Here is a 26,263-nt window from a genome sequence, read left to right as displayed (position 1 = left end):
GAGAATCGCGTCGATGCGCCGCCAGGTCCGGGAGCATCCGGAGGGGGGTCTTCTTCCGGGACGTGGCGCACCTGGGTTACGGTCCCGGAATGGATCTTGATCATCTGGTGTACGCCGGACCCGATCTGGCGGCGGCGGTCGAGGACGTCGCGCGCCTGACCGGGGTGCGGCCGGTTCCGGGCGGGTCGCACGTCGGCATGGGTACCCGGAACCACCTGCTGGGGCTCGGGGGCGGCGCCTTTCTGGAGGTCATCGGACCAGACCCCGGGCAGCCCGATCCGGCGGGACCTCGGCCGTTCGGGATCGACGATCTGACCGAGCCCGGATTGGTCGACTGGGCCGTGGCCACCGACGATCTGGACGCGACCATCGAACGTGCTCGGGCGGCCGGATACGACCCGGGGCCTGCCCTGGAAATGTCGCGCCGACGTCCCGATGGCGAACTACTGCAGTGGAGGTTGACGGCGCCCCGGACGGAACTGGTGCCGTTCCTGATCGACTGGGGCGACACGCCTCACCCGGCACGTGAACTTCCCGTCGTGCGGCTGCTCTCGTTCGAGGCCGTCCACCCCGAGCCCGGGGCAGCGCGGAAGGATCTGGCCGCCCTCGGGGTCGAGTTGAACATACGGGCAGGCGCGCGTCCCGCATTGGTCGCTCGCCTGGAAGGACCGAGCGGGCCGGTGACACTCGTCTAGTCAGCGTGCCGCCCCGCCACGGCCGTCATGCGCCGCTGCTCTCCGCGCCGGGGGCAAATCAGCGGCGGCCGCGGAAGGTGCGGCGCAGGTCTTCGACCCATTCTCCGGGGGTCTCCCATGGGATGAAGTGGCCGCCGTGGTCGTGTGCTGTGAGGTTGACGTGGTTGTACCAGGGGGCTCGATCGCTGTCGAGGAAATGGCGGACCCGCTGCTCGGTGGTCACGCCCGGCGGGTTCTCGTACCCGACGAAGGTGATTCCGGTGGGCGCCTCCACGACCGGCCACCGGTCGTGTGCGGGGGTCCACGGGTAGCGGTTGTTGTTGGCGTAGGTGCGGATCGAGGTGCCGATCGCGTTGTTCACCCAGAAGATCATGGCGTGGGTGAGCAGGTCGTCCTTCGAGAAGACGGTCTCGATGTCGCCGCCGTCGTCGCTCCAGCTCATCCAGCGCTGGAGGATCCAGGCGAGCATCCCGGCGGGTGAGTCCGACAGTCCGTAGGACAGGGTGCTCGAGTCGAGCACGTGCGCGGCGAGGTGGACGGCGAACCGCTTGTCCAAGGCCAGGACCTGCGCGTGGACGTCCGCGGGCAGCCCCTCGGGGATGGGCCGGCCGCCGCTCAGGTCCCAGGCCCGGTCGCCGTTGAAGAAGCTGAGCTTCAGGCCGGAGCCGATGTGGATCGCATGAAGCTCGTCGGCGTACTTGTGCCCGAGCTGCCCGGTGACGAGCGCCCCGACGTCGCAGCCGCCGGCGGCGTACCGCTCGTGGCCGAGCGTCTGGGTCATCAGGGTGTGCCAGACGTCGGCGACCTTCCAGAAGTTCATGTCCGGGTGGTCCGGCAGCGGGGTGGAGAATCCGAACCCGGGGAACGAGGGCACGATCACGTCGAACGCCTCGGCGGGGTCGCCTCCGTACGCCTCGGGGTCGGCCAGCGGGTCGATGACCTTGGACCAGTGCCAGAACGTCCAGGGCCAGCCGTGCGTGAGGATCAGCGGTGTCGGGTCGGGGCCGACCCCGGGCCGGCGCATGAAGTGCACCGGCACGCCGTCCACGTCGACGCGGTAGTGCTCGTAGGCGTTGATCGCCGCCTCGGCCGCGCGCCAGTCGTATTCGTCGCGCCAGTACTCGACGAGCTCCTGCAGGTAGGTGCGGTTGACGCCGTAGTAGGAGTCGTCGTTGCCCGCGTCGACCGGCCATCGGGTGAGGGAGAGCCGCTGCCGCAGATCGGTGAGCACTTCATCGGGCACATGGATGGGCGTTGGCGTCAGAGGGAAGTCGGTCATTCTCGTCCTCACTGTTGGTTCTGGGAGCCGCCGAGCTCGGCGATGCGGCGGAGGGCGGGCAGCGCGGCGGCGATCGCGGAGCGCTCTTCGGCCGAGAGCCGCTGGAGGATCGGCGCGAGCCGGGCGACCCGGTCGGCGCGGCGAGCCGAGACCACCTCGGCACCGGCGGAGGTGATGTGCACGAGCACGGCCCGGCCGTCACGGGGGTCCGGCCGCCGCTCGACCAGCCCGTCGTTCTCCAGCCGGGTCACCATCTGCGTGATGGCCGATTGGGTGACCTGCTCGGTCGCGGTGAGCTCGCCGAGACGCAGCGGACTCCGCCGGGCCAGCGTGTGCAGCACCGACAACGTGGTGAAGCTGAGCCGCTGGATCGACGGCAGCCGGATGTAGAAGCCGTTGAACTCCTCGACCGCCGCCGCCATCTCGCCCGGATCCAGCTCGGGCGTCCCGTTCCCTGTCACGCCGAAACTATATGAGCGATTTATTTAAGTGTCTAATATATATGGCCGATGAGGTTCTGCGTCCTGGGCGGTCCTTCCCGCGCCGCGGGTGTCGGTGGCTTCGCGTTTAATCGAGGGGTGGACGTTGAGAAGCGCATCGCCGAGCTGACCGCCGAGGTCAAGCGGCTGAACGACCTGTACTACGGCACCGGTGACAGTCCTGTGCCGGACGCCGACTTCGACGCGATGAAGGACGAGCTGGCGGCGCTGGTCGCCGAGCACCCGGAACTTGAGCCGTCCGACAGCCCGCTCGGCAAGGTCAACGCGCCGGCGGAGCTGGCCGGCCCGACCGTACGGCACGCGCGCCCGATGCTCTCGCTGGCGAAGGCGACCGGCGGGGAGCAGATCAGCGCGTTCTGCGAGCGCTTCGGCGGCCAGGTCTTCCGGGTGTCGGAGAAGCTCGACGGGCTCTCGCTCAGCGTGGTGTACGCCGACGGAAAGCTCGACTACGTCGCCACGCGCGGCACCGGCACGGTCGGTGAGCTGGTGACCGAGAAGGTGCGCCACGTGATTCCCGGCCTGCCCGCCGAGATTCAGGCGCCGGGGCGCGTCGAGGTCCGTGGCGAGGCGGTGATGCTGCGGTCGGTGTGGGCCGCCTACAACGAGGCGCACCCGGACCGGACGCTCACCAATCCGCGGTCGGGTGCCGCCGGGACGCTGGTGTTGAAGGACCCCGAGGCGGCTGCGAAGGCCGAGCGGGTGTTGCGGTTCTTCGCGTTCGGCGCCGATCGCGACGGTGCCGCGCTGGAGATCCCGGCGGGCTTTGAGCCGGTCGCCCGATACGTGTGCGCGAATGCCGAGGAGGTGCTGGAGGCGATCGGCGAGATCGGCGGCCGCCGCGACGGGCTGGACTACGACATCGACGGCGCCGTCGTGCGGCTGCACGAGCCGGCGGCGTTCGACGCGGCGGGCTTCAACAGTGCCGAGCCGCGCGGGGCGATCGCGTTCAAGTACCCGCCGGAGGAGAAGCTGACGAGGTTGCTGTCGGTCGAGTGGCCGGTCGGCAAGATCGGCCGCGTCCCGCCGCGCGCGAAGGTCGCGCCGGTGTTCGTCGGCGGCGTGACGGTGGAGAACATCACCCTGCACAACCCGCGGCTGATCCGCGAGCGCGACCTGCGGATCGGTGACACGGTGGCCGTCGTGCGGCGCGGCGACGTGATCCCGTTCGCCGGCCGCTCGCTGCCGGAGGAGCGGGACGGGAGCGAGGTCGAGATCGTCCCGCCGGCGCACTGCCCGTCGTGCGGCTCCGAGCTGGAGGTCCGCGGCACCGGGGAGGAGCGCTGGTGCGTGAACCTGCAGTGCCCGGCGCAGGCGACGCGCCGGCTGATGCACTGGGCCTCGCGCCAGGCGGCCGACATGGAGGGCGTCGGCGACGTCTGGATCGAAAGGCTCGCCGAGGACGGCGTGCTCAAACGCCGCAGCGACTTCTATGACCTGACGGCCGGCCAACTGCTCGGCTACGAGCGGATGGGCGAGGTCAGCGCCACCAACATGGTCGACTCGATCGCGTCCTCCAAGGGCATGGGGCTGCGGCGCGCACTGATCGGGCTGGCGATCCCGATGGCCTCCGAGGGCACGGCCAAGCGCCTGTGCCTGGCCGGCTACGAGCGCGTCGAGGACATCGCGGCGGCGACGGTCGAGGACCTGGTGGCGATCCGCGACATCGGGCCGAAGGTCGCCGAAAGCGTCGTCGCGTTCTTCGCCCGCGCGGAGGTCCAGGAGGAGATCACGAGGCTGCGTGAGCACGGCGTGAACCTCGACGTACTGGACGAGGACCGGCCGGTCGACGCGGCGGCCGCAGCCGACTCGCCGCTGAGGGGCAAGGCGGTCGTGATCACCGGCGCGTTCACCGACCCGCGCTCGGGCGCGAAGATCAGCCGTCCGGACGTCACACGCCTCGTCGAGCAGGCGGCCGCGACGACCGCCTCGTCGGTCTCGGCCGGCACCGACTACCTCCTGGCCGGCGAGAACGTCGGCGCGTCCAAGACCGGCAAGGCCGAAAAGCTCGGTGTCACGATCGTCCGGCAGGACGAACTGTGGCGTTGGCTGACCGAGGCGGGCGTGGTCTAGAGCGCCGCGGAAGTCGCCGAGCTCCTGCCAGGCGCCGTCCTGCGTGGTGGGGGTGTCAGTTGTCGTCGGCCCGGGTGGCGATCTGCCCCGGTGAGCCTGCGGTGAGTGTTCGGTGAGCGCCTGCCGCCACTGTTCGGTCATCGCCGGATCCGCCAGAGGCCGGCCAGTGAACAGGGAGCGACACGGATGAACGTTCTGACCGGCCGGACGGCACTGGTGACCGGCGGCTCGCGCGGAATCGGCCGGGCGGTCGCGCTGCGGCTGGCGGCCGAGGGAGCACTGGTGGCCGTCCACTACGGCGGTGACGACGAGGCGGCCAGGGAGACCGTGGCGCGGATCGAGGAGGCGGGCGGCCGGGGGTTCGCGATCCGGGCGCGGTTCGGTGAGGACGGCGCAGTGGGCCGGCTGTTCGAGGAACTGGTCGCGGGGCTGGCGGGGGCCGGGCTGGACATCCTGGTCAACAACGCGGGCATCAGCTCGGTCAACCCGATCTCGCAGGTCACTCCGGAGGAGCTCGGCAGGCTGCTGGAGATCAATGTCGCCACCCCGTTCTTCGTGATCCAGCACGCGATGGCGCTGCTGAACGACGGTGGCCGCATCATCAACATGGGTTCCACGGCCAGCCGGTTCGCGGTCTCCACCCAGATCGGCTACACGATCAGCAAGGCGGCGCTGGAGTCGATGGCGCCGTCGCTGGCCAACGAGCTCGGCCGTCGCGGCATCACGGTGAACACGGTCGCGCCCGGCGCGGTCCGCACCGACATGACCGCGGGTTACACCTCCATCCCGGAGGTGGTCGCCGGGCTGGAGTCGATCACCGCGCTGGGGCGGCTGGGCGAGCCCGAGGACGTCGCGGACGTCGTCGGGTTCCTGGCGGGCCCGCAGGGCCGCTGGGTGACCGGCCAGACCGTCGACGTCTCCGGCGGGACGTTCCTCGGCCCGATCGGCCCATGATCGCCGCCGGTGGATAATCACCGGTATGCGGTTCGGAATCCTCGGGGAGACCCGGGCCTGGCACGGCGACGGCGGCGAGGTCCCGCTGGGCGGCCCGGCCAGGCGGGCGCTGCTGGCCCTGCTGCTGGTGCGTCCCGGAGAGGTCGTCTCGGCGGACCGGCTGGCCGACGAGATCGACCCCGCCGGGGCGCTGTCGGCGCATTCGCTGCAGTCCCAGGTGTCCAGGCTCCGATCCGCACTGGGAGCCGGGGCCGCGATCGAGCGGGCCGGGGCGGGCTACCGGATCGTGGTCGAACCGGACGATGTGGATGCCTCCCGGTTCGAGCGGCTGGCCGGGGAGGGCCGTGCGGCGTTGGCCGACGGCGACGCCGCACGGGCGGTCGCCCTGCTGAACGAGGCCCTGAAGCTGTGGCGGGGACCCGCGCTGGCCGGCCTGCCCGAGAGCGACACGGCCCAAGGCGCCGCCGTACGGCTGGAAGAGCAGCGGCTCGGGGCGCTCGAAGACCGCATCGAGGCCGGGCTCCGGCTCGGCGAGCACAGAGCGGCCGTGCCGGAGCTGCGCGAGCTGGTCGGCCGCCATCCGCTCCGGGAACGGCCGGCGGGGCTGCTGATGCGGGCGCTGTTCGCCGAGGGCGGGCAGGCCGAGGCGCTGGTGGTGTTCGAGGAGACCCGCCGGCACCTGGCCGACGAGCTGGGCGCCGACCCCTCCGCCGAGCTGACCGCGCTGCACCGGGAGCTGCTGAGCGCCGACCCGGCGCCGTCGCCCGCCGCGCCGCCCGCCCAGCTGACGAGCTTCGTGGGCCGCGCCGACGAGGTGGCCGAGGTCGCCGAGGTGCTGCGGGTGGCCCGGCTGGTCACCCTGATCGGGCCCGGCGGCGTCGGCAAGACCCGGCTGTCGGTCGAGGTCGCGGGCGCCGGGGGCGCCGCGGACCAGGTGTGCTTCGTGGAGCTGGCCCCGCTGCGCGACGGCGCCGGGCTTCCGCAGGCGCTGCTGGGCGCGCTCGGCCTGCGCGAGAACGGGCTCCAGATGGACGGTGGCGCGAAGGCGCCGGTCGACCGGCTGATCGCGGCGCTGTCCGACCAGGTGCTGCTGCTCGTCCTGGACAACTGCGAGCACATCGTCGACGAGGTCGCCGAGCTGGCGGCGCGGCTGCTGGCGACCTGCCCGCGGTTGCGCGTGCTGGCCACGAGCCGGGAGCCGTTCGGCATCATCGGCGAGCACCTCTTCCAGGTGCGGCCGCTCGACGGCGACGCGGCCGTCCGGCTGTTCATCGAGCGGGCCGGCGCCGTGCGGCGCTTCTTCGCCGCCGACCCCGGGGTCGTGCGGCGGATCTGCGCGGCGCTCGACGACCTGCCGCTGGCCATCGAGCTCGCGGCTGCGCGGTCGCGCATCCTGGACATCGACGACCTCGCGGGACGGCTGGACGACCTGCTCGGTGTCGCCGCCCGCGGCAACCGTACGGCGGACAGGCGGCACCGCACGCTTCGCTCGGTGGTCGCGTGGAGCTGGGACCTGCTCTCCGAGCCCGAGGAACGGGCCGCGCGGCGGTTCACGATCTTCGCCGGCGGCGCGACGGCCGAGTCCGCGCTGCGGGTGTGCGGCACCGACGGCGGGACACTGGAGTCGCTCGCCGACAAGTCGCTGCTGGAGGTCTCGGGCGGCCGCTACCGGATGCTGGAGACGATCCGCGCGTACGGTGCCGAACGGCTCGACGCGGCGGGCGAGCGAGAATCCGTACGGCGCGCCCACGCCGAGCGCCTCCTGGAGCTGATGCGGGCGGCCGACCCGCATCTGCGGCGAGGCGAGCAGCTGGAGTGGCTGCCCGTCGTGGCCGCCGAGCACGGTGACCTCCTGGCGGCGCTGCGCTGGGCGGTCGAGGAGCCGGAGGTGGAGACGGCCTTCGAGCTGCTCGCCGCGGCGTTCAACTTCCTGTGGATCCGGGGCGCGTCCGCCTCGGTCGCGCCGCAGGCGATCACACTGCTCGCGGCGGTGGGCGGGGCGGTCCCCGACGAGCTCGGCGAGGAGTACGCGACGTGCGTGCTGCTCGCGGCGTCGGGCGCCGGGGGGCAGGTGTGGGAGCGGCACCGCGCGGCGGCCGGCGAGGCGCTGGCGGCCGCGTGGCCCGGCGACCGGCCGGGCCGCTACCCGGTCGTCCTGCTGCTGTGGATGATGCGGAACGCGGGCGGACCCGACCCGCAGGGCGCGTTCGCGCTCGTCTCGTCCCAGCGCGACTGCCCCGAGCCGTGGGCGCGGGCCGCCGCCCACTACGTGTCGGGATTCGGGCACCTCGGCGACGGGGACCCCGCGGCGGCCGAGGACTCCTTCGGCTCGGCCCTGGAGGGATTCCGTTCGCTCGGTGACCGCTGGGGCATGGCGCTGGCCCTGGACACGCTCGCCGGCGTGGCGGGCACGCGAGGCGACCGGGCGCGTGCGATCGCGCTGACCGACGAGGCCCTCCTGCTCACCGAATCGCTCGGTGCCCTGGAGGACGGCGCCGACCTGCTGGTCAACCGCGGCGATCACCTCGCCGGGGACGATCCGGCGGCGGCCCGTGCCGACTATGCGAAGGCCGCGGCGCTCGCCCGCCGCGCCGGCAGCTCCACCTACCTGGCGGCGGCCCTGCGCGGGCTCGGCGACATCGCCCTTGAGGAGGGCGACCTGGCCGAGGCGGAACGGCTGTACACCGAGGCGCTGGAGCGGATCGACCCGCACTGGATCAAGAGCCTGGGGCCCCGGGTCCGCGCGCTCACCGGCCTCGGGTGCGTCGCCGTGGCCCGGAGCCACCACGCCGAGGCGCGCGAGCACTACCGGCAGGCCGCTGAAGTCGTCGACACGATGGGGGCGCCCGCCCCGGAGGTGCTGCGCATTCTCGGCTTGTCCGAGAACGTCGTCGAGTCCGTCCTCAAGGCCGTGACCCCGGGCCGGTGAGCACGGTCATCCCACACCGCGGTCATCCCGCCACGGTGAGCGCACGGTGAGCCCGCGGTGAGCGCCCCCCTGGAAGCTCTGAGGCATGACGAACCTCAAGGTACTGATCTCCGGCGCTTCCGTCGCGGGCCCCGCGCTCGCCTACTGGCTCCACCGGCACGGCTTCGAGGCCACCATCGTGGAGCGCGCCCCCGCTCTCCGTGACGGCGGCTACGCCGTCGACTTCCGCGGCGAGGCCCACCTGACGGTCCTGCGCCGCATGGGCGTCCTGGACGACCTCGAACGCGCCCGGACCGGCATGGGCTCGATGTCGTACGTCAACAGCGCGGGCAAGCCGCAGGCCAAGCTGCCGGCGGACATGTTCGCCGGGGACATCGAGATCCTCCGGGGAGACCTGGCCCGGGTCCTGTACGACGCGACCAGGCAGCACACCGAGTACGTCTTCGGCGACTCCATCACCTCGCTCACCGAAGACGCCCACGGCGTGAACGTGACCTTCGAGCGCGGCGGGCCGCGCCGGTTCGACCTGGTGATCGGGGCGGACGGGCTGCACTCCAACACCCGCCGCCTGACGTTCGGGCCGGAGGAGCAGTTCGTGAAGCACCTGGGCGTGCACTGCGCGATCTTCACCACCGCCAACCGCCTCGGGCTCGACCACACCGGGCACGCCTACCGCACCGCGGGCAAGCTCGTCGCCATGTACAGCGCCCGCCACAACACCGAGGCCAGGGCCGTCTTCTACTTCGCCTCGCCGCAAGTGGACCTGGACCGCCGTGACGTTGCGCGGCAGCAGGCCGTCCTCGCCGAGACCTTCACCGGGAACGGCTGGGAGAGCGACCGGCTGCTGCACGACATGCGGTACGCGCCGGACTTCTACTTCGACTCGGTCGGCCAGGTCCGCATGGACACCTGGTCCCGCGGCCGGGTCGCCCTGGTCGGCGACGCCGCCTACTGCCCGTCCTCGCTGTCGGGCATGGGGTCGGGGCTCGCCCTGGTCGGCGCGTACGTCCTGGCGGGCGAGCTGGCCGCCGCCCACGGCGACCACCGCGTCGCGTTCAAGCGGTACGAGGAGGAGATGCGCGAGTACGCCCTGGGCTGCCAGAAGATGGGCGACGGAGTAGCCAAGCTCATGGTCCCCGGAAACCGTGCCCTGGCCACTTTCCTCAACCGCTACTACAAGGTCATGCCGTACCTGCCGGGCAAGAACATGGCCTCCAAGATCGCCCGCAAGACGGCGGAGAACATCACCCTCCGCGACTACCGCGAACTCGCCCGGTGGTAGGCGGGACGCCCCTCGGCTTCAGGTCAGGGGGCCTCGCCTGCCTGAACGCGGGTCCAGGCGTGGGTGAAGCGGTCGGGCAGCGGCCGCCAGATGAAGGGAGTGCCGGTGTCCTCGACGTCGGCCGCGGTATAGAGCTCGCTCTTCCACGCTTCCAGGGGGGTGCCGCCCTCGATCCATGCGCCGGGGAGGAAAGTCGTGCGTCCGGCGCGCGCTCGCTCGTCCTGGACCACCAGGTTCCGGGCCACCAGGGCGTCGGCGGCCTTGCGGCGGCGGGCCGGGGTCCAGCGATTCCACTTCCGCACGTTGCGGTCCGTCGGTTCGCGAAGGGTCAGCAGCTGGAGGTAGAGCACGGCGGCGTCGGGTGGGACGTCCAGATGCCGGCCCGCCTCCTGGACCAGGGACGGTGCCGACGCCGACGGATCGGCTTCGTAGGCCCCTTCCGGCAGTACGCGGGAACTGATGCGGCGGGCGAGGGCCTTGGCCGCGTCACTGTGCAGCATGCGTACGCGCTCGACGTTGTGCCTGCTGTAGGTCCTAGACGCGTCCACCGCCTCGGCCAGGCGCTGGGTTCGGTCGTCCGCGCCGTACAGGGCGGGGCGGAAGTACAGGCTTGCCAGCCCCCGGCCGGTGACCACCTCGGCGACGGTGAGGCCGTCGTCGACGTACTCGACGGTGAGTTCGGCCGGGCCGCGGTAGGGGACGGTTCCGAACCTGCGGGTGGTCGCGTCGGCTCCCTGCCGCCCGACGTCGAAGGAGCAGGCCGACAGCAACAGGCCGGGATGGGCCAGCCGCCGCAGCAGCAGCTCGTAGGCCGCGGGGGCGCCGTCACGCACCGGATCACCGGCGGGAAGCTCTTCGTAGGACCAGCGGAGCCCCATCGTGACCGCTTCGATGAGGTTCTCCATCGTCAGCATCTCGGTGAACGGGACGCACTTCTGGGTCTTGTACCTGACGCCGTCGGCGGATTCCAGCCAGGTGTCCAAGTCCTTTGTGAGCAGCGGGACCGCGTTGGGATCCGCCAGCCATGCGCACAGCTGGCCGCCGGTGACCTTTGGGGCCACGTGTTCAGCGGCCTGGACGGTGCCAAGGGGCACGGGCTTCTTCTCACCGAATCTCTTCTGCCACGCCTGCGACAAACGCAGAGCGACCTCGCTGAGCCCACCCGGCTCCCACAATCGCTCCGGATCCTTGGGGATTACCTCGGCGAGCAGTTCGAGCCGATCCTCGTCGGTGTGCCCGTCCATGTCCCGGAACCACGCGTCGCGGACGTCGCCGACCCGGACCTTGAGGGTCTTGCGGGCCTCGGCGGTCAGTTTGTCCGCACGGGCGTTGGGGTGCCCGAGGAACCCGCACAGCGCCAGCGCGGCGGTGGCGCGTGACGTCCCGATCCCTTCGGCCAGGACGTCCACGGCCTTGCGGTCCCAGGGCACCGGGCCGTTGGCGCGGACCAACGCGACCAGCCGCGTGAGCTGATCGGTGTCGCCCCACCTCAAGGGTGCCTCGGCGACCTCCACGACAGTGCCGAGGGCGGGCGGTTCGCCCTGCCCGAAGGCGCGATCGACGAAGACCATCTCCGGGTTCTTGCGCGCGATCCATTCCGCGTTGCCGCCTCCGACCGTCACGGCGACCCCGTGCTCGTCACGGGCGGCAGTGGCACTCGCGGCCACTCTTCCCTTGCGCAGCCTGGCGGCCGGATCGGCCATCGGTGAGCGTGACCAGACCTCCAGCAGTGCCAGCAGGGCTTCGCGACAGTGCTCGGGGGTGACCGGCGAAACGCTCCGCAAGGCCACGGCGCCGATCCGGCCGAGCAATGGTCCCCAGGGACAGATCTCGAACGTCTGCCTGGCCGCGGTCGTCGCCGGATCCTCCGCGCCGGCCAGGAAACGGCCCACCAGATCGATATGAGCGAGCGTGCTCATGGTCCGCGCGTCGAACCCGTGTTTCGTAGCGAGTTCGCTCAGCGCACCTTGAAGATTGCGTTCATGCTCGGGAAGCCACGCTCGACCATCCGCCTGTTCGGTCTCATCTGCCACTGCCGCAGCCTTTCACATCACTCCATGCCGCACGGCCTCACTTGCAATGGACTTTCGGCCCTGCCGCCAATCAGCGCCAGGTGGTGCGCTGGAAGCAGAGAGGAGGAGTGACCAATGCGAACAAGGAGAGGGGCTTTGGCATCCATCGACGACGTCGTCCGCGAGGCGGTCGAGGACGCGGTCTGGGCCCCGTCCGTGCACAACACACAGCCGTGGCGGTTCAGCGTCCGCGGGTCGCGGATCAGCCTGCGGGCGGACGCGGACCGGCGGCTGGACGTGGCCGACCCGGACGGCCGCGAAATGCTGATCGGTTGTGGCGCCGCGCTGCACAACCTGCGGCTCTCGCTGCGGGCGTGCGGATATGAACCGGTGGTGCGGCTGCTGCCCGATCCGGAGCGTCCACACCTGCTCGCCGACGTCTACGTCGACGTGGGCGCGGGCCCCGTGGACGACGAGGCCGTTCGGGATCACGCGCACATCAGACGGCGCCGCACCCACCGGGGCGGATTCCGCCCCGAGCCTGTGCCCGCGGGCGTCCAGACGGCTTTGCGGTACGCGGCGGAAAACGAGGGTGCCAGGCTTGTCCAGGCGGTCGACCCGCACGTCAAGGGTGCGCTGGCCGCCCTGACCGACGCGGCCGAGCACGTTCAGCGCCGCACCCCCGCCTACGCGTCCGAGATCGCCCGCTGGGCGCCGGCGCCCAAGACGGCCCGCAGGGACGGCGTCCAGCATGCCGCCTACCCCCAGCAGACGCCGCGCACCGAACCGGACTTCCCGCCCCGGGACTTCGCCCGCGGACAAGGGTGGGGCGTCGAGCCGGCTGCCGGCGAGGGCGCTGCGCTCGCCGGGATGGTCGCACTGCTCGTCACGCGGGAGGACTCTCCCGAGGCGTGGCTGCATGCGGGCGAGGCACTGCAGCGCCTCCTGCTGCTGGCCGACGAGCACGGCCTGTCGGCGGCTTTCCATACGCAGGCGCTTGAGGTTCCCGACTTGCGTGCTTTTATCCGCACGAACTTCTGCGGCGACGACCATCCGCAGATGCTGCTGCGCATCGGCGTCGCCGAGGGGGAGCGGCTGGCGACCGTGCGGCGCCCCGTCGAGGAGGTCCTGATCGAGGAGCCCTGACCTGCCGCGCCGGGCGTGGCGGTGGCCTTCCACGGTCACGGCGCGCTGGGCGCGGGTCGGTATCCGCCCGTCTTAGTCGCGCCTTTCCTTGGGGCGGGAAGAGGCGGCTTTGAGTTGGGCGGCGAGGGCGGCGGCTTGTGTGCGGCGGCTCATGCCGAGTTTGGCGAACATATTGGAGATGTAGTTCTTCACCGTCTTCTCGGCGAGGAAGAGCCGTTCGCCGATCTGCCGGTTGGTAAGGCCCTCGCCGATCAGTTCCAGTATGTGGCGTTCCTGGTCGGTGAGGGGCTTGAGGGGGTCCTTCTTCTCCTGGCGGGTGCGGAGCCGCTCCAGCATGCGGGCGGTGCTGCGCGGGTCGAGGAGGGACTGGCCGGTGGCGACGGTGCGGACGGCGCCGACCAGGTCCGAGCCGTGGATCTGTTTGAGGACGTAGCCTGCCGCCCCCGCCATCACCGCGTCGAAAAGGGCGTCCTCGTCGTCGAAGGAGGTGAGCATCAGGCAGGCCAGCTCGGGCATGTGGGAGCGGATCTCGCGGCAGACGGTGACGCCGTCGCCGTCGGGCAGGCGGACGTCCAGGACCGCCACGTCGGGCCGGACGGCCGGGATCCGCGCGATCGCCTCGGCCGCGGTGCCGGCCTCGCCGACGATCTCGATGCCGTCCTCGGCGGACAGCAGCGCCGCCACGCCACGCCGGACCACCTCATGATCGTCCAGGAGGAACACCCGGATCGTCCCGGCGCCCTGCCGGCCCTCGCTGGTCATCGCACCTGTTCCCTCGTTCGGTGGCGGTGTATCCGACGCTACCCCGCCGCCCGGGCTCAGGTGGAGCGCGCCGCGGGGAGCACGGCGATGCTTTCGAAGCCGGGCGTCCACCACATGGAGCGGCCGGCCGTCACGGCGAGGGCCTCGACACCGGGGTGGGTCTCCGTCCACGAGCGGGCGGCGTCCCCCATGACGAAGGCGGCGGTGGCGAGGGCGTCCACGTTGGTGAGGTGGCGTCCGGTCAGTGTGATCGAGGCGAGGGCGGTGGCTGGACGGCCGGTCCGTGGGTCCAGGATGTGCGGGCCGCGTTCGGCGGTGCCCGAGGTGGCGATGGCGAGATCGCGTCCGCGGACGACGGCGATCAGCCGGGCCCGGTCGTGCGGGTCGGCGAGCCCGATCTGCCACGGCTTTCCCGGCGAGGCCTCTCCGCGCAACTGGATGTCGCCGCCGCCGTTCACGCAGTGGTCGTGTGCGCCGGCCTCGTGGAGGATCGTGGACGCGCGCTCGATCGCCCATCCCTTGACCAGGCCGCTGGGGTCGAGGCGGCCGCCCGGTTCGCCGGTGAACGCGCCGCCGGTGATGTGTTCGAGGTCGGCGCAGCGTCTCAGGACGCCGGCGACTTCGGGGTCGCATTCACCGGCCCCGATCCGCCCTTCGGCGAGGCGGGTGATCTGGCTGTCGCGGCGGTAGGGGGAGAAGACGCGGTCGACGTGGTGCAGCCAGGCGACGGCCTGGGCGAGTGCCACGGTGATGGAGGGTGTCCGGGGCGTGCGTATGTCGAAGGAGAACACCGTCCCCATCACGTGCTCGACGTGGCGGATCGCGTCAGGCATGGGCCTTGTCCAGGGCGCTCTGCAGGGACGAGATGTAGCCCTCACTGGTGTACGTGGCGCCTGAGACGGCGTCGATGCGCGCGTTGCCCGCGGCGAGGGCCTCGCGGGTGAGGCGGGGCAGCGCGCGGGCGGCGATCTCGCGGTCGCGGCCGTTCTCCGACGGCGCGCGAAGGACGTGGACGCCGCTGATGCGGCCGCCCGACATCGTGATCTCGACTTGGACCGGGCCGTACCGGGTGTCGACGCTGCGTCCTCGGTAGGCTCCGTCCGCCGGACCGGCAGCCGTGCCGCTGCCGGTGACACCGCCCGTCCCGCCGCTCGGAGCTCCCCGCGGGGTCGCGGGGAGCGTCTGCTGGTGCGGCTTCAGCGACAGCAGCAGCACGACGCCGGCGACCGTCGCGCTGGTCGTGAACAAGGCTCGGCGCATGCGGGCGACTCCCTCAGAACTCGAACGATTCGGTGCGGATGTGGCGGCGCCGCACGCCGGCCTGCTTGAGGGCGCGCAGGGCGGCGGCCGTCATGCCGGGCGGTCCGCACAGGTAGACGTCCCGGTGCCGGATGTCGGGGATCAGGCCGCGCAGCGACCGCCCGTTCAGCGGCAGTGAGAAGCCGGACGGCTCGTCCACGAAGTAGTGCGCCCGGGCTCCCCGGACGGCGGCGATCGCGTCCAGTTCGCCGCGCAGGGCGAGATCCTCGGGGCGGCGGGCGAGATAGACGAGCGTCACGCCGCCGGGCAGGGTCTCGAACAGCGTCCGCAGCGGGGTGATCCCGACACCGCCGGCGAGCAGCAGGGCCCGGTCGTGACGAGGCCGCGCCCCGGTGAAGCCGCCGTAGGGGCCCTCCGCCCACACCCGGGTGCCGGGCCTCAGCCGGGCGAGGGCGCGGCTGTGGTCTCCGGCGTCCTTGACGGTGATCCGGAGCCGGTGTCCCCGGGGCGGCTCCGACAGCGAGTACGGGTTGGCCGTCCACCACAGACCGGGCGCGAGGAACCGCCAGCGGAAGAACTGGCCCGGTTCGGCGCGCAGCCCGTCCAGGTACCGCCCGGTCATGTAGACCGAGACGACCCCGGGAGCCTCGGCGTGGACGGCGGTGACCCGCAGCCCGTGCCGGATCCCGCGCACGGCCGGCATCAGGAAACGGAACCAGGCGAGGGTGACGGCGACGCCGGCGTACAGGATGTACCAGGCGGCCTTCGCCCAGGTCGTCCCGGCGAACTGGGCCCCGTTGGCGAGCTGGTGGGAGAAGGCGAGGAAGATCGCCAGGTAGGTGACGAAGTGCAGGTAGTGCCAGGTCTCGTACCGCAGCCGCCGCCGCGCCGCCCGGGCCGAGGTGATCCCGACGCCGAGGAGGAGCACGAACCCGGCCGTCCCTTTGAGCATCTCCGGGTAGTCGATGACGATCGTCGCCGTCTCCCGGACGACGCCGGTCCGGGCGGTCACCGCGTAGCCCCAGATGATCAGCAGGGCGTGCGCGGAGACGAGGCAGATCGTGTACCGGCCGCCCATCGCGTGCCAGCGCGCCAGCCGGTCGGTGCCCACGCCCCGTTCCAGCGCCGGGACGCGGGCCATGAGGGCCAGCAGGACGGCGCATCCATAGCCGGCGAGCAGCCCGGTGACGCGCCCCGCTTCGGTCAGCCAGCCGTCCAGGCCGGTGACCGATCGGGTGCTCCGCCACCACAGGGCCAGCACCAGCGCCGCGCCCGCGTAGATCAGCACCTGCGGCCACCAGTGCGGGACACGCCACGCCGCCCGCCGGACCCGCGGTGCCGGCCGCATGATGTCGTACCTGGTCGTCGCCATGGCGGCCACCCTGCCAACGCAGTTTCTGAGTTCCCTCTGACACCATGGGCGGAGGCGCCCCTCAGAGCCTTCTCAGAGAGAACCCAGAGGTTGGAGAGGGAAGCTGGCCGGACCATGACGAAGGACGATCCCGCGCGCCTGCGCCGAGCCGACGGAACGCCCGTCCGGGTCCTCGTCGTCGACGACGAGCCGGACCTGGCCGAGGTGCTGTCCAGGGTGCTGGCCTCGGAGGGCTGGGCGGTGCGGACGGCCGGCGACGGCGCGGGCGCGCTCGCCGTCGCGCGCGACTTCCGTCCGGACGCCGTCGTGCTGGACGTGATGCTCCCCGACATCGACGGCCTGCAGGTGCTGCGGCGGCTGCGCGCCGGAGCCCCGGACGTCTGCGTGCTGTTCCTGACCGCCCGGGACGCCGTGGAGGACCGCATCGCGGGCATCACCGCGGGCGGCGACGACTACGTGACCAAGCCGTTCAGCCTGGAGGAGGTCCTGGCGAGGCTGCGCGGGCTGCTGCGCCGGGCCGGCATGACCCGGCAGGCCGGCGCGGCCCGGCTGCTCACCGTCGGCGGGCTCGGCATGGACGAGGACGCCCGCGAGGTGACCCGCGACGGCCGGGTCGTCGAGCTGACCCCGACCGAGTTCGAGCTGCTGCGGTTCCTGATGCGCAACCCGCGCAGGGTCCTCAGCAAGGCGCAGATCCTCGACCGCGTCTGGGACTACGACTTCGGCGGGCAGGCCCATGTCGTCGAGCTGTACATCAGCTACCTGCGCAAGAAGATCGACGCGGGCCGCGCGCCGATGATCCACACGGTGCGCGGTGTCGGGTACGTGCTGAAGCCGGAGGCTCCGTGAGAGGCCCGCGCACGCTGCGGGCCCGGCTCACCGCCGGGCTGGTCGTGCTGCTGGCGCTGAGCTGCCTCGCCGTCGGGATCGCCACCGTGACCGCGCTCGACCGGTTCCTCGCCGGCCGGCTGGACGGGCAGCTGACCGCGTCGGGCGGGCGGTTCCCGGCCAGCCTGGAACACGAGGCGAGCCGTGACGCCGACAACCGTCCCGACACCCGCGGGCAGGCGCCGGGGACGTTCGGCGCGCGGCTGCTCCGCGGGACGGTGACGCAGGCCGCGGTCGTCCGCGACAGCTCCGACGACCCCGTGCCGCTCAGCCCCGCGGACCGGCGCGCCCTGGCCGCAGTCCCACCCGACGGCCGGGGGCGTTCGCTGTCCCTTTCGGCGCTGGAGGAGTACCGGGTGATGGCCGTCCGCGGGGACGACGGAGACGTACTGGTCACCGGGCTTCCGCTGCGGCCGGTCGAGGAGACGCTGCACCGCGTCGTCCTGGTCGAGCTGATCGTCTTCGCGGCGGTGCTCGCCGCCGCCGGGATCGCCGCGGCGGCCTGGGTCCGGCTCGCGCTGCGCCCGCTCCGGCGGGTCGCCGCGACCGCGACCCGGGTCACCGAGCTGCCCCTGGCCAGCGGCGAGGTGACGATGCCCGAGCGCGTGCCCGACACCGATCCCGGCACCGAGGTCGGCCGGGTCGGCGCCGCGCTCAACCGGATGCTCGGCCACGTCGAGAACGCGCTGGCCCGGCGGCACGCGAGCGAGGAACGGCTCCGCCGCTTCGCCGCCGACGCCAGCCACGAGCTGCGCACCCCGGTCGCCGCGATCCGCGGTCACGCCGAACTCGCCCTGCGCACGTCCGAGCCCGTACCGCCGGACGTGAAGCACGCGCTCGGACGCATCGAGGCCGAATCGGTGCGGATGTCCGAACTGGTCGACGACCTGCTGCTCCTCGCCCGTCTGGACGCCGGCCGCCCGCTGGACGAGCGCCCGGTGGACCTGACCCGGCTCGTCCTGGACGCCACCGCCGACGCCCGCGCCGCCGGCCCCGGGCACCGCTGGGAACTGGTGCTCCCCGAGGAACCGGTGACCATCACCGGAGACCCCCGCCGCGTGCACCAGCTGATCGCCAACCTGCTCGCCAACGCCCGCGCCCACACACCCCCCGGCACGCACGTCACCGTCCGGCTCGCCGCACGTGGAAGGGAGGTCGTCCTCGACGTGGAGGACGACGGCCCCGGCATCCCCGCCGAGCTCCGCGAAGAGATCTTCCAGCGATTCGTCCGCGCCGACCAGGGGCGTTCCCGCGTTTCGGGCAGCACGGGCCTGGGGCTGGCGATCGTCCAGGCGGTCGCCACCGCCCACGGCGGCGCCGCCGAACTCGTCGGCGGAGAGCGCACGGTCTTCCGCGTCACCCTCCCGGTATCGGACGCGGAGAACCGGTGACTGCGCCGGGGTTCAGCCGAGTGCCAGGATGCTCATGACCAGGCGGGCGGTTCTGCCGCCCTCCTGCTCCGCCATGTCGAGCGCCGTGCGCACGTCGAGGTCGTCGAGCAGCGCCCGCGTTACGGCCGCCTCGGCCGCGGAGGAGGAGTTGCTGCGGCCGGCGGCGAGGTGGAGCCGGTCCAGGTCGGCCGCGGCACGGTCGAGGACCTCGGCCGTGTAGTCCCACTCCTGCGTCCAGGGCTCGGTGATGAGCATGAACCGGACCGCCGGAGCCGGGTGATGCCGGATCAGGTCGGAGACCAGGACCAGGTTGCCGGTGGACTTGGCCATCTTGACGCCGTCCCGGCGGACCATGCCCACATGCAGCCAGGCCCGGGAGAACGGGCGGACACCGGTGAGCGCCTCGGCCATGGCCGCCTCGTAGGCGTGGTGCGGGAACCGCAGATCGGTGCCGCCGGCGTGCAGGTCGAGCGCGGGGCCGAAGGTCGTCATGGCCATCGCGGCGCATTCGGCGTGCCAGCCGGGCCGTCCCGCGCTCCACGGGCTGGGCCAGGCGGGCTCGCCCGATCGCGAGGGGCGCCAGACGGCGACGTCGAACGGATCCCCCTTCCCGGGATCGTCGGGCGCGTCACCGTACTCGGCCAGGAGATCGTGCGCCTGGCCGGCGCCGAGGCCCGCCCGCCGCGGGACGTCGGCTCCGCGGAAGTAGACGGCGCCGTCCCGGACGTAGGCGTGACCGGACGCGACGAGGCCCTGGGCGAGCGCGACGACCTCCCTGACGTGGTTGTGCGCGCGGGGCTGATGGTCGACGGCATGGACGCCGAGAGCGTCCAGATCGCCTTCGAAATAGAACTGCTGGACGGCGGCGAAGCTGTCGTAGGGGCTGCCGGCGCGGTGGGCGGCCTGGTTCAGCACGTCGTCGACGTCGGTGACGTTGCGGCACACGCGCACGTCGCCTCCCGCGTGGCGCAGGACGCGGGCGGCGACGTCGGCCCAGACGAACGTGCGGGCGTGGCCGAGGTGGGTCGCGTCGTACGGGGTGATCCCGCAGACGTACATCCGGGCCGGCCCGACGACCGGGAGCGGGTGACCGCCGATCTTGAGGGTGCGGTCGGGTGCGTTGAGATCCACGAGAGTGCCGATCCTCCGGGTGGTCGAGGAAGCCGGAGGCGGCCCATGGCGCGGGCCTTCCGGCCTCCTCTCCGGCTCATACCCGTCGTCCGCGATCAACCCGCATGCGATCGCCGCCTACCTGTGCGGGCCGGAGACGCCGATCACGAGCGTGCGCGCGTCAGGACGAGCAGGACGCCCGCTCCCGAGATCGCCATGCCGAGGATCACGCTCGCGGTGATGTCCTGGCCGAGGATCGGCACGGCCAGCACGGCGGTCACCGGCGGCACCAGGTAGAGCAGGCTGGTCGCCGCACCGCCCGTACCGCGCCGGAGCAGGACGAACAGCAGGATGAGCGCGCCGATCGAGTTGACGATCGCCAGCCACGCCAGTGAGCCGAGCGCCTGCGCGGTGAGCGGAATGTGCAGCCCGCCGTGCGCCATGGCCAGCGGGAACGTGGTGACGGTCGCGCCGAGGAGCTGGACGGTGGTCCCCGTCCGCAGATCGACCGAGCCGCCGAACCGCTTCTGGTAGAGGGTGCCGGCGGCGAGACCGGCCAGCGCCAGCCCCGTGTACGCGTACCCGGCGCCCGCGGCTCCGCCCGACAGGTTCTCGCTCAGGCAGACGACCACGCCGGCCAGTCCCAGGGCCAGCCCGGCCCACTGGCGTCCGGTGAGCCGCTCGGAGAACATCGGGACCGCGACGGCCGCGACGATCAGCGGGCAGGCGCTGAGGATCAGCGACGACAGTCCCGCCGGAACTCCGTGCCCCAGCCCGAAGAACACCCCGCCGAGCTGCACCGTCTGGAGCAGCACACCCGTCACGAGCAGGTGCGCGTACATGCGCCGGTCCTTGGGCCAGGGCGCGCGGGTGACGAGGGCGACCGTGCCCAGGACGGCGAACGCGGCGAGGAACCGCCAGGCGACCAGGGCGAGCGACGCTCCGCTGCGCGCCCCGATCGTCCCGGCGAGATACCCGCTGCTCCAGATCGGCACGAACACGACCGGCAGGGCGGCCGCCGCCGACCTTCTGATCGTCCAGGCTCGCGGCGCCGCCCGCGGTTCGCGGCATTCCTGCGCCGCGGTCACCGGGACTCGATGGCCTCGATGATCCGGGGACGCAGTTCCGCCGGGGGGATGACGGCGTCGACGGAGCCGACCTCGACCGCGCGCCGGATGTCGTGCACGCGGTCGAACTCGGCGGCGACCTCGCCGAGCTTCTCCGTGCGGACCGACGCGCGGAGCTCCTCGAGTTCCGCGATCAGCGCGGCCCGGTCGGGGCCGGGGACGGCCGCGACGCGGGCCTCCAGGTCCCGGACGCGGGGGTCGGCGGCCGTGCGGGCGTTGACGTCGCCGGCGAACACCGCCGCGGCGGCGGGGGCGCCGCCGAGCACCGAGGCGAACGAGCCCTCCAGCGCGAGCACGGTCATGTTCGGGTTCAGCGCCTTCGAGAACACCACGAACGCGCCGCCGTGGTACCGCGAGATCACGCAGAACACGATGGGGCCCCGGAAGTTGACGATGGCCCGGCCGATCTCGGCGCCGTACTCCAGCTGAAGCTTGCGCATCGACTCCGGCGATCCGTCGAAGCCCGACAGGTTCGCCAGCACCACCAGCGGCCGGTTGCCGCTGGCCGCGTTGATCGCCCGTGCCGCCTTCTTCGACGACTGCGGGAACAGCGTGCCCGCGGTGTAGGCGTCCGGGCCGTCGGTCGGCGGGAAACCGCGCCGCGGCACCGCGCGCGACTCGATGCCGAGCAGGCAGACCGGCATGCCGCCGAGATGGACGTCCTGCACCACCGCGGTCTCCGCGTCGGCCATGCCCGCCCAGCGCTCCAGCACCGGGTGGTCCTGGTCGGAGAGCGCCCGCATCACGGTCCGGATGTCGAACGGCTTCTTGCGGTCCGGGTTGGCCTCGGCGGAGAAGATCTCGCCGACGGTGGTGAAGTCGCTGCCCTCCACGGTGTGCGGGAAGTCGGAGACGTCCCGGTCGGCGGGGTCGGTGGTCTTCGCCCGTCGCGGCGCGTCCTCGCCCGGCGCGACGTACGTGTGGTCGTAGTACGACATGAGCACGTCCCGCGCGGCGACCAGGCTGGGCGCCCAGTACTGCGCCTGCCCGTTCGGGCCCATCACCCGGTCGTAGCCGCCGATGCCGAAGTTGTCCTCGGCCGACACGCCGCCGGAGAAGTCGAGCGCCTGCTTGCCGGTGAGCACCATCGCCGAGTCCGGCGTCATCACGAGGACGCCCCGGGTGTGCATGAGCATCGTCGCCTCGGCGTTCCAGTACGGCTGCGCGCCGACGTTGATGCCCGCGACCACGACGTTGATCTCGCCGCCGTCCTGCGTGAACTCGACGATCCGCTTGAGCGCCGCGGCCACCCAGTCCATGTTCTCGGTGCCCGACTCCATGGAGACCCGGGCGCCGGCCGACAGCGCGTACCACTCCAGCGGCACGCGCATCCGCTCGGCCAGCTCCAGCGCGGCGATCACGCGGCGGCACTCCGGCTCCGACAGCGCGCCGAGCGCCTTCGTCGGGTCGCCGAGCAGCACGACCCTGGTCACGCCCCGCGGGTGCCGCCGGGTCCGGGTGGTGACGACGCCCGCGACGATCGCCGCGGTGTTGCGTCCCTTCGGCCGGTCGACCGGGACCAGCGCGTGGCCGTCGTCGAGGTCGTGCTCCACGAAGTCGCCGAGCACCTCGGTCAGCTCGTACGGGTAGACGGTGTTGCGGCTGCTCGCGCGCAGCACCTTCTGCCGGTAGCCGTCGATCGGCTCGATCGGCTCGTCGGACGGCTCGCCGACGGTCAGCCTGGTGCCGCCGGTCGCGTCGAAGGTGATGCGGACGGACGTCTTGACCAGCTCCCCGGTCGTCCGGTCCCGCTGCCGCCCGATGAGCTCGATCTCCTCCAGCCCGGCGCCCGCCGTCGTCGGCAGCATGCGCTCGGCGAGCATCTCCAGCTCCGCGCGGGTGAGGTCGCTCGGCGGCCAGACGTAGATCACGATCCGGTTGGTGTTGAAGCGCTGCTTCGACGGCCGCAGCGCCTGCGCGCGGCGGATCGAGTCCAGGCAGGTGGCGATGGTGTACTCGGCCGTCGGGAGCGTGCGCAGCCTGCCGTCGTGGTCGCGCAGCTCGGTCAGGTCCCGCACCTGCGCGAAGGCGACGAGGCGGTCGTCGGACGGGTTGTCCCGCGCCACGCACTGGTAGAGGTAGACCTCCTCGTCGGAGGACGGCAGCCGGGTGAGGTCGAACCTGCTCAGCCGCTCCATCCGCATCCGCTGCGCGATGTAGGGGTGCAGGCCGCGGATCAGCCGCTCCTCGGCCATCCCGGCGGCGGACGGGCGGAACGTGAAGTGGTGGTGCATGACCGCGCCGCTGCTGCCCGCGACGGTGGCGGTGAGCCTGCGGACCTGCTCCGGCAGCGGGTGCGCGTTGACGGCCTCGTGCAGCGCGGCCGCCAGCGCGTCGAAGTCCTCCGGCTGGTTCTCCCAGGAGAGGTAGATGTCGGCGTCGACGGCGTCCTCGCCGCCCGCCAGGTCCGCGAGCCCGCGCAGCGCTCCGCCCAGTGCCTCGAAGCTCACCGCCGCGGAGACCAGGCACGAGCCGGCGCGCTCGGCGACGACGAACGTGGAGCCCGCGACCTCGGCGGTGCGGACGCCCGTCAGGCCCTTGTTGCCGTAGTACCGGCGGGTCAGCACCTCCAGCATGACCGCGTTGTCCCGGTCGCCGCGGAAGAGGCGCCGGCCGAGCAGCCGGACCAGCGGCTCGGTGCTGCGCACCATCTCGGCGATGCGCTCGTCGCGGTCCGGGGCGTCCGGGTGCGCGTCGAGGTGACGCAGGTTCGCGCGGACGCCGGCGTAGGCGCGGGCGCGGTTGCGGCGCAGCAGGGGCTGGGCGAACCAGGCGAACACCACGCCGCACGCCAGGTCGTAGACCACCGGGAAGCGGATCTGCGTCGCGGCGATGAGCCGCTCCAGCGCGAGCCCGGCGGGTTCGCGCAGCGCCTCGGCGGGCGGCGGCTCGCGCAGCCATGCGCGCAGCAGCGTCGCGACGGCGGTGGCGTCGGCGGACGCGCGCTGCTGCGCGAGGAAGATCCGGAACACCGCGGCCTCGAGCTCGGGGGAGCGGTCCAGTTCGGTGACGCCGTAGTGGCCGAGCGCCTTGCCGAGGCGGTCCTGGAACGCCGCGGGGAGCCCGGCCCGCTCGACGTCGAGGCTCTGCAGGTAGGTGTGGAAGTACTCGCGGGCGCTGTGGACGTGGCCGTCACCGGCGCCGTCCTCGCCCGCCGGGCGGTTGCGGCTCAGCTCGGCGAGGTCGGCGAACACGTCGATGAGGGCGAGTTCCCGGTCCAGCTGCCGATGGCCGTCCTCGGCGGCGGCCCGGCGCGCGGCGAGGTAGTCGTCGAGCACCCGGCGCTCGTCGTGGGGGTCGACGTCGAAGCCGAGCAGCAGGCTGCGCAGGTCCTCCTGGCCGCGGGCGGCGCGCGCCCGCGCCGGGATCGTCGCGGGGGCGGCGGGCAGGTCCAGTTCGACGGACGCGGTGGACGGGGCGTCCCCGGCCTCGTCGTCGTCGCCGGCGAGCGGCTCCAGCCGCAGCAGCGGCGCGCCGGCCTCCACCTGGCTGCCGACGGAGACGACGCATTCCTTCAGCCGCGCCTTGAACGGCGCCCGCAGCACCGTCTCCATCTTCATGGACTCCAGTACCAGCACGGGCGCGCCCGCCTCGACCTCGGCGCCGGCCTCCAGCGGTGTGGCGACGACCAGCGCGGGCGCGGGGGAGCGGACGACGCCGCCCTCGTCGCGGCTGACCCGGTGCGTCACGCCGTCCACCTCGACCAGGTGGACCGGCCCGTGCGTGCCCGTCAGGAGGCGGTACCGGGTGCCGTTGACGACGATCTGCGCGGTGTGCCGGTCGAAGCGGTCGAGTTCGACGTCGGCGGTGCGGACGCCGTCGCCCGCCTCGACGCCGACGCGGAACCGGTGCGCGCCGACCCGCGCGACGCGCACGCGGTAGCCGGCGCCGCGCAGCTTGAGGTCCAGCGGGCGGCCGCTCTCGTGCCGCACCTGCGGGCGTCCGCCGGACGCCGTCGACAGCAGCCGCTGCCGCTCGGCGCGCTCGCCCTCCTCGTACGCCTCGATGGCGGCCGCCGCAAGCGCGACGGCGGAGTGCCGGTGGGACACGAGTTCGCCCTCGGCGCGGACGCGGTCGATCCAGCCGGTGTCCGCACTGGCGCCGATGACCTCGGGCCGGTCGAGCAGGTCGAGCACGAAGCTCTTGTTCGTCGCGCCGCCCTCGATGATCACCGTGGTCTGCGCCATCGCCCGGCGCAGCCGGCCGAGCGCCTCGTCGCGGTCGCGGCCGTAGGCGATGATCTTCGCGATCATCGAGTCGAAGTCGGCGGGGATGGTGTCGCCCTCGCGGACGCCGGTGTCCACCCGGATGCCGGGCCCGGCGGGCAGCGCCAGCCGGGCGATGCGGCCCGGGGACGGCGCGAAGTCGCGGTCGGGGTCCTCGGCGTTCAGCCGGGCCTCGACGGCGTGCCCGCGCTCCACCGGCGGCGCGCCTTCGAGCCGCCCGCCGGACGCCACGTGCAGCTGCGCCCTGACCAGGTCGAACCCGGTGGTGGCCTCGGTGATCGGGTGCTCGACCTGCAGGCGGGTGTTGACCTCCAGGAAGGCGAACATCCGGTCGCCGGGGTGGTACAGGAACTCGACGGTGGCCGCGCCGCGGTAGCCGACCGCGACGGCCAGCCGCTCGGCGGACGCCTTGAGCTCGGCGGCCTGCGCGGGTTCGAGGACCGGCGACGCCGACTCCTCGATGACCTTCTGGTTGCGCCGCTGCACCGAGCAGTCGCGGACGCCGAGCGCCCACGCCGTCCCCTGGCCGTCGGCGATCACCTGGACCTCGACGTGCCGTGCGCCGGTGACCAGGCGTTCCAGGAACACGACGCCGCTGCCGAACGCCCGCGCGGCCTCCTGGCTGGTGCGCTCGTAGGCGTCGGCGAGCTCCGCCCCGTCCGTGATCACGCGGATGCCGCGCCCGCCGCCGCCCGCGGTCGCCTTCAGCATCAGCGGGTAGCCGATCTCGGCAGCCGCCGCCAGCGCGGCGTCCAGGGTCTCGACCGCGCCGCGGCTCCACGGCGCGACCGGCACGCCGACCTCCTCGGCGATCAGCTTCGCGCCGATCTTGTCGCCGAGCCTGCGCATCGCCTCCGCGCTCGGTCCGACGAAGGTGACGCCGATCTTCTCGCACAGCTCCGCGAACGCCGGGTCCTCCGCGACGAAGCCCCAGCCGACCCACGCCGCGTCCGCGCCGGACTCGACCAGCGCGCGCTCCAGCACCGCCAGGTCGAGGTACGGGCGCGCGGAGGCGGGACCGAGGTCGTAGGACAGGTCCGCCTCCCGGACGAAGGTGGCGGTGCGGTCGACGTCGGTGTGCAGGGCGACGGTCTCGATCCGTGTCCCGGTCTCCGCGGCGAGGTCCCGTACGGCGTGGATGAGGCGCATGGCCGCCTCACCCCGGTTGACGATGGCGACACGACTGAACACCCGACCGAGCCCTCCTGTAGACAGCGATGCGACTGCCGGGGCACGGCGGTCCCCGGCAGTGTTCACCCT

The 26,263-nt window shown here is 72.7% G+C and carries 18 protein-coding genes; 8 read left to right on the top strand and 10 right to left on the bottom strand.

The window, feature by feature from the left end; translation table 11 throughout:
- The first annotated feature begins 89 nt into the window (after window positions 1-89).
- Window positions 90-695, top strand: a complete 606-nt coding sequence (locus tag ACQPZP_RS25150) for a VOC family protein (protein WP_433472172.1) — start codon at window positions 90-92, stop codon at window positions 693-695.
- Window positions 696-753: 58 nt separating this feature from the next.
- Here the strand turns inward: ACQPZP_RS25150 and ACQPZP_RS25145 are convergent, their stop codons facing one another.
- Both ACQPZP_RS25145 and ACQPZP_RS25140 read right to left on the bottom strand, forming a co-directional pair.
- Entirely contained in the window at window positions 754-1,974 is a 1,221-nt protein-coding gene (locus tag ACQPZP_RS25145) for an epoxide hydrolase family protein (protein WP_433472171.1), read from the bottom strand.
- 8 nt (window positions 1,975-1,982) lie between these two features.
- On the bottom strand, window positions 1,983-2,435 hold the full coding sequence (locus ACQPZP_RS25140) for a MarR family winged helix-turn-helix transcriptional regulator (RefSeq protein WP_433472170.1): 453 nt from the start codon (window positions 2,433-2,435) through the stop codon (window positions 1,983-1,985).
- A 117-nt stretch (window positions 2,436-2,552) separates the two neighbouring features.
- Here ACQPZP_RS25140 and ligA point away from each other — a divergent pair, with 117 nt between their 5' ends.
- From ligA to ACQPZP_RS25120, 4 genes are all read left to right on the top strand, one after another.
- Window positions 2,553-4,544 (top strand): NAD-dependent DNA ligase LigA, encoded by a 1,992-nt coding sequence (gene ligA / locus ACQPZP_RS25135; RefSeq protein ID WP_433472169.1) that lies wholly within the window; start codon window positions 2,553-2,555, stop codon window positions 4,542-4,544.
- 186 nt (window positions 4,545-4,730) lie between these two features.
- Entirely contained in the window at window positions 4,731-5,498 is a 768-nt protein-coding gene (locus ACQPZP_RS25130; protein ID WP_433472168.1) for an SDR family NAD(P)-dependent oxidoreductase, read from the top strand.
- 25 nt (window positions 5,499-5,523) lie between these two features.
- Window positions 5,524-8,427: a BTAD domain-containing putative transcriptional regulator gene (locus ACQPZP_RS25125; protein WP_433472167.1), complete on the top strand. Its 2,904-nt coding sequence runs from the start codon at window positions 5,524-5,526 to the stop codon at window positions 8,425-8,427.
- A gap of 85 nt (window positions 8,428-8,512) precedes the next feature.
- Complete coding sequence (locus tag ACQPZP_RS25120; protein ID WP_433472166.1) at window positions 8,513-9,709, top strand: FAD-dependent monooxygenase; 1,197 nt, start codon at window positions 8,513-8,515, stop codon at window positions 9,707-9,709.
- Between the two features lie 23 nt (window positions 9,710-9,732).
- On the opposite strand, the gene ACQPZP_RS25115 is transcribed toward ACQPZP_RS25120, so the two are convergent.
- Window positions 9,733-11,628: a hypothetical protein gene (locus ACQPZP_RS25115; protein ID WP_433472165.1), complete on the bottom strand. Its 1,896-nt coding sequence runs from the start codon at window positions 11,626-11,628 to the stop codon at window positions 9,733-9,735.
- Window positions 11,629-11,877: 249 nt separating this feature from the next.
- Between ACQPZP_RS25115 and ACQPZP_RS25110 the strand changes: the two genes are divergently transcribed.
- Window positions 11,878-12,867: an Acg family FMN-binding oxidoreductase gene (locus ACQPZP_RS25110; protein WP_433472164.1), complete on the top strand. Its 990-nt coding sequence runs from the start codon at window positions 11,878-11,880 to the stop codon at window positions 12,865-12,867.
- A 72-nt stretch (window positions 12,868-12,939) separates the two neighbouring features.
- Here ACQPZP_RS25110 and ACQPZP_RS25105 read toward each other — a convergent pair whose 3' ends face one another.
- The 4 genes from ACQPZP_RS25105 to ACQPZP_RS25090 are packed head-to-tail and all read right to left on the bottom strand — an operon-like array spanning window position 12,940 to window position 16,261.
- Window positions 12,940-13,629, bottom strand: a complete 690-nt coding sequence (locus tag ACQPZP_RS25105; RefSeq protein WP_433472163.1) for a response regulator transcription factor — start codon at window positions 13,627-13,629, stop codon at window positions 12,940-12,942.
- 56 nt (window positions 13,630-13,685) lie between these two features.
- Window positions 13,686-14,462, bottom strand: a complete 777-nt coding sequence (locus ACQPZP_RS25100) for an FAD:protein FMN transferase (protein ID WP_433472162.1) — start codon at window positions 14,460-14,462, stop codon at window positions 13,686-13,688.
- A complete protein-coding gene (locus tag ACQPZP_RS25095) occupies window positions 14,455-14,889 on the bottom strand; it encodes an FMN-binding protein (RefSeq protein ID WP_433472161.1) in 435 nt (144 codons plus the stop codon). The genes ACQPZP_RS25100 and ACQPZP_RS25095 overlap by 8 nt, the downstream gene beginning before the upstream one ends.
- Window positions 14,890-14,902: 13 nt before the next feature.
- Window positions 14,903-16,261, bottom strand: coding sequence for a ferredoxin reductase family protein (locus ACQPZP_RS25090; RefSeq protein WP_433472160.1), 1,359 nt, complete (start codon window positions 16,259-16,261; stop codon window positions 14,903-14,905).
- A 114-nt stretch (window positions 16,262-16,375) separates the two neighbouring features.
- Here ACQPZP_RS25090 and ACQPZP_RS25085 point away from each other — a divergent pair, with 114 nt between their 5' ends.
- Both ACQPZP_RS25085 and ACQPZP_RS25080 read left to right on the top strand, forming a co-directional pair.
- Window positions 16,376-17,110, top strand: coding sequence for a response regulator transcription factor (locus ACQPZP_RS25085; protein WP_433472159.1), 735 nt, complete (start codon window positions 16,376-16,378; stop codon window positions 17,108-17,110).
- Window positions 17,107-18,540, top strand: coding sequence for a sensor histidine kinase (locus ACQPZP_RS25080; protein ID WP_433472158.1), 1,434 nt, complete (start codon window positions 17,107-17,109; stop codon window positions 18,538-18,540). Before ACQPZP_RS25085 ends, ACQPZP_RS25080 begins: the two co-directional genes overlap by 4 nt.
- A 12-nt stretch (window positions 18,541-18,552) precedes the next feature.
- Here ACQPZP_RS25080 and ACQPZP_RS25075 read toward each other — a convergent pair whose 3' ends face one another.
- The 3 genes from ACQPZP_RS25075 to ACQPZP_RS25065 form a co-directional block, all read right to left on the bottom strand.
- Window positions 18,553-19,671, bottom strand: coding sequence for a class I tRNA ligase family protein (locus ACQPZP_RS25075; protein ID WP_433472157.1), 1,119 nt, complete (start codon window positions 19,669-19,671; stop codon window positions 18,553-18,555).
- A 143-nt stretch (window positions 19,672-19,814) separates the two neighbouring features.
- Window positions 19,815-20,738 (bottom strand): DMT family transporter, encoded by a 924-nt coding sequence (locus ACQPZP_RS25070; protein WP_433472156.1) that lies wholly within the window; start codon window positions 20,736-20,738, stop codon window positions 19,815-19,817.
- Complete coding sequence (locus tag ACQPZP_RS25065; protein WP_433472155.1) at window positions 20,735-26,194, bottom strand: carboxyl transferase domain-containing protein; 5,460 nt, start codon at window positions 26,192-26,194, stop codon at window positions 20,735-20,737. Before ACQPZP_RS25065 ends, ACQPZP_RS25070 begins: the two co-directional genes overlap by 4 nt.
- Between the last annotated feature and the right edge of the window lie 69 nt (window positions 26,195-26,263).

The organism is Spirillospora sp. CA-142024 (assembly GCF_050942325.1).
In the GTDB taxonomy this organism is placed as follows: Bacteria; Actinomycetota; Actinomycetes; order Streptosporangiales; family Streptosporangiaceae; genus Spirillospora.
Note: the sequence above shows the minus strand (reverse complement) of the source record. Positions and strands in the feature narration are given on the sequence as shown.

Coding starts and splice junctions, on each gene's coding strand:
- ACQPZP_RS25150 (WP_433472172.1), top strand. CDS start 90: ATGGATCTTGATCATCTGGTGTACGCCGGACCCGATCTGGCGGCGGCG.
- ACQPZP_RS25145 (WP_433472171.1), bottom strand. CDS start 1,974: ATGACCGACTTCCCTCTGACGCCAACGCCCATCCATGTGCCCGATGAA.
- ACQPZP_RS25130 (WP_433472168.1), top strand. CDS start 4,731: ATGAACGTTCTGACCGGCCGGACGGCACTGGTGACCGGCGGCTCGCGC.
- ACQPZP_RS25125 (WP_433472167.1), top strand. CDS start 5,524: ATGCGGTTCGGAATCCTCGGGGAGACCCGGGCCTGGCACGGCGACGGC.
- ACQPZP_RS25120 (WP_433472166.1), top strand. CDS start 8,513: ATGACGAACCTCAAGGTACTGATCTCCGGCGCTTCCGTCGCGGGCCCC.
- ACQPZP_RS25115 (WP_433472165.1), bottom strand. CDS start 11,628: ATGAGCACGCTCGCTCATATCGATCTGGTGGGCCGTTTCCTGGCCGGC.
- ACQPZP_RS25105 (WP_433472163.1), bottom strand. CDS start 13,629: ATGACCAGCGAGGGCCGGCAGGGCGCCGGGACGATCCGGGTGTTCCTC.
- ACQPZP_RS25100 (WP_433472162.1), bottom strand. CDS start 14,462: ATGCCTGACGCGATCCGCCACGTCGAGCACGTGATGGGGACGGTGTTC.
- ACQPZP_RS25095 (WP_433472161.1), bottom strand. CDS start 14,889: ATGCGCCGAGCCTTGTTCACGACCAGCGCGACGGTCGCCGGCGTCGTG.
- ACQPZP_RS25090 (WP_433472160.1), bottom strand. CDS start 16,261: ATGGCGACGACCAGGTACGACATCATGCGGCCGGCACCGCGGGTCCGG.
- ACQPZP_RS25085 (WP_433472159.1), top strand. CDS start 16,376: ATGACGAAGGACGATCCCGCGCGCCTGCGCCGAGCCGACGGAACGCCC.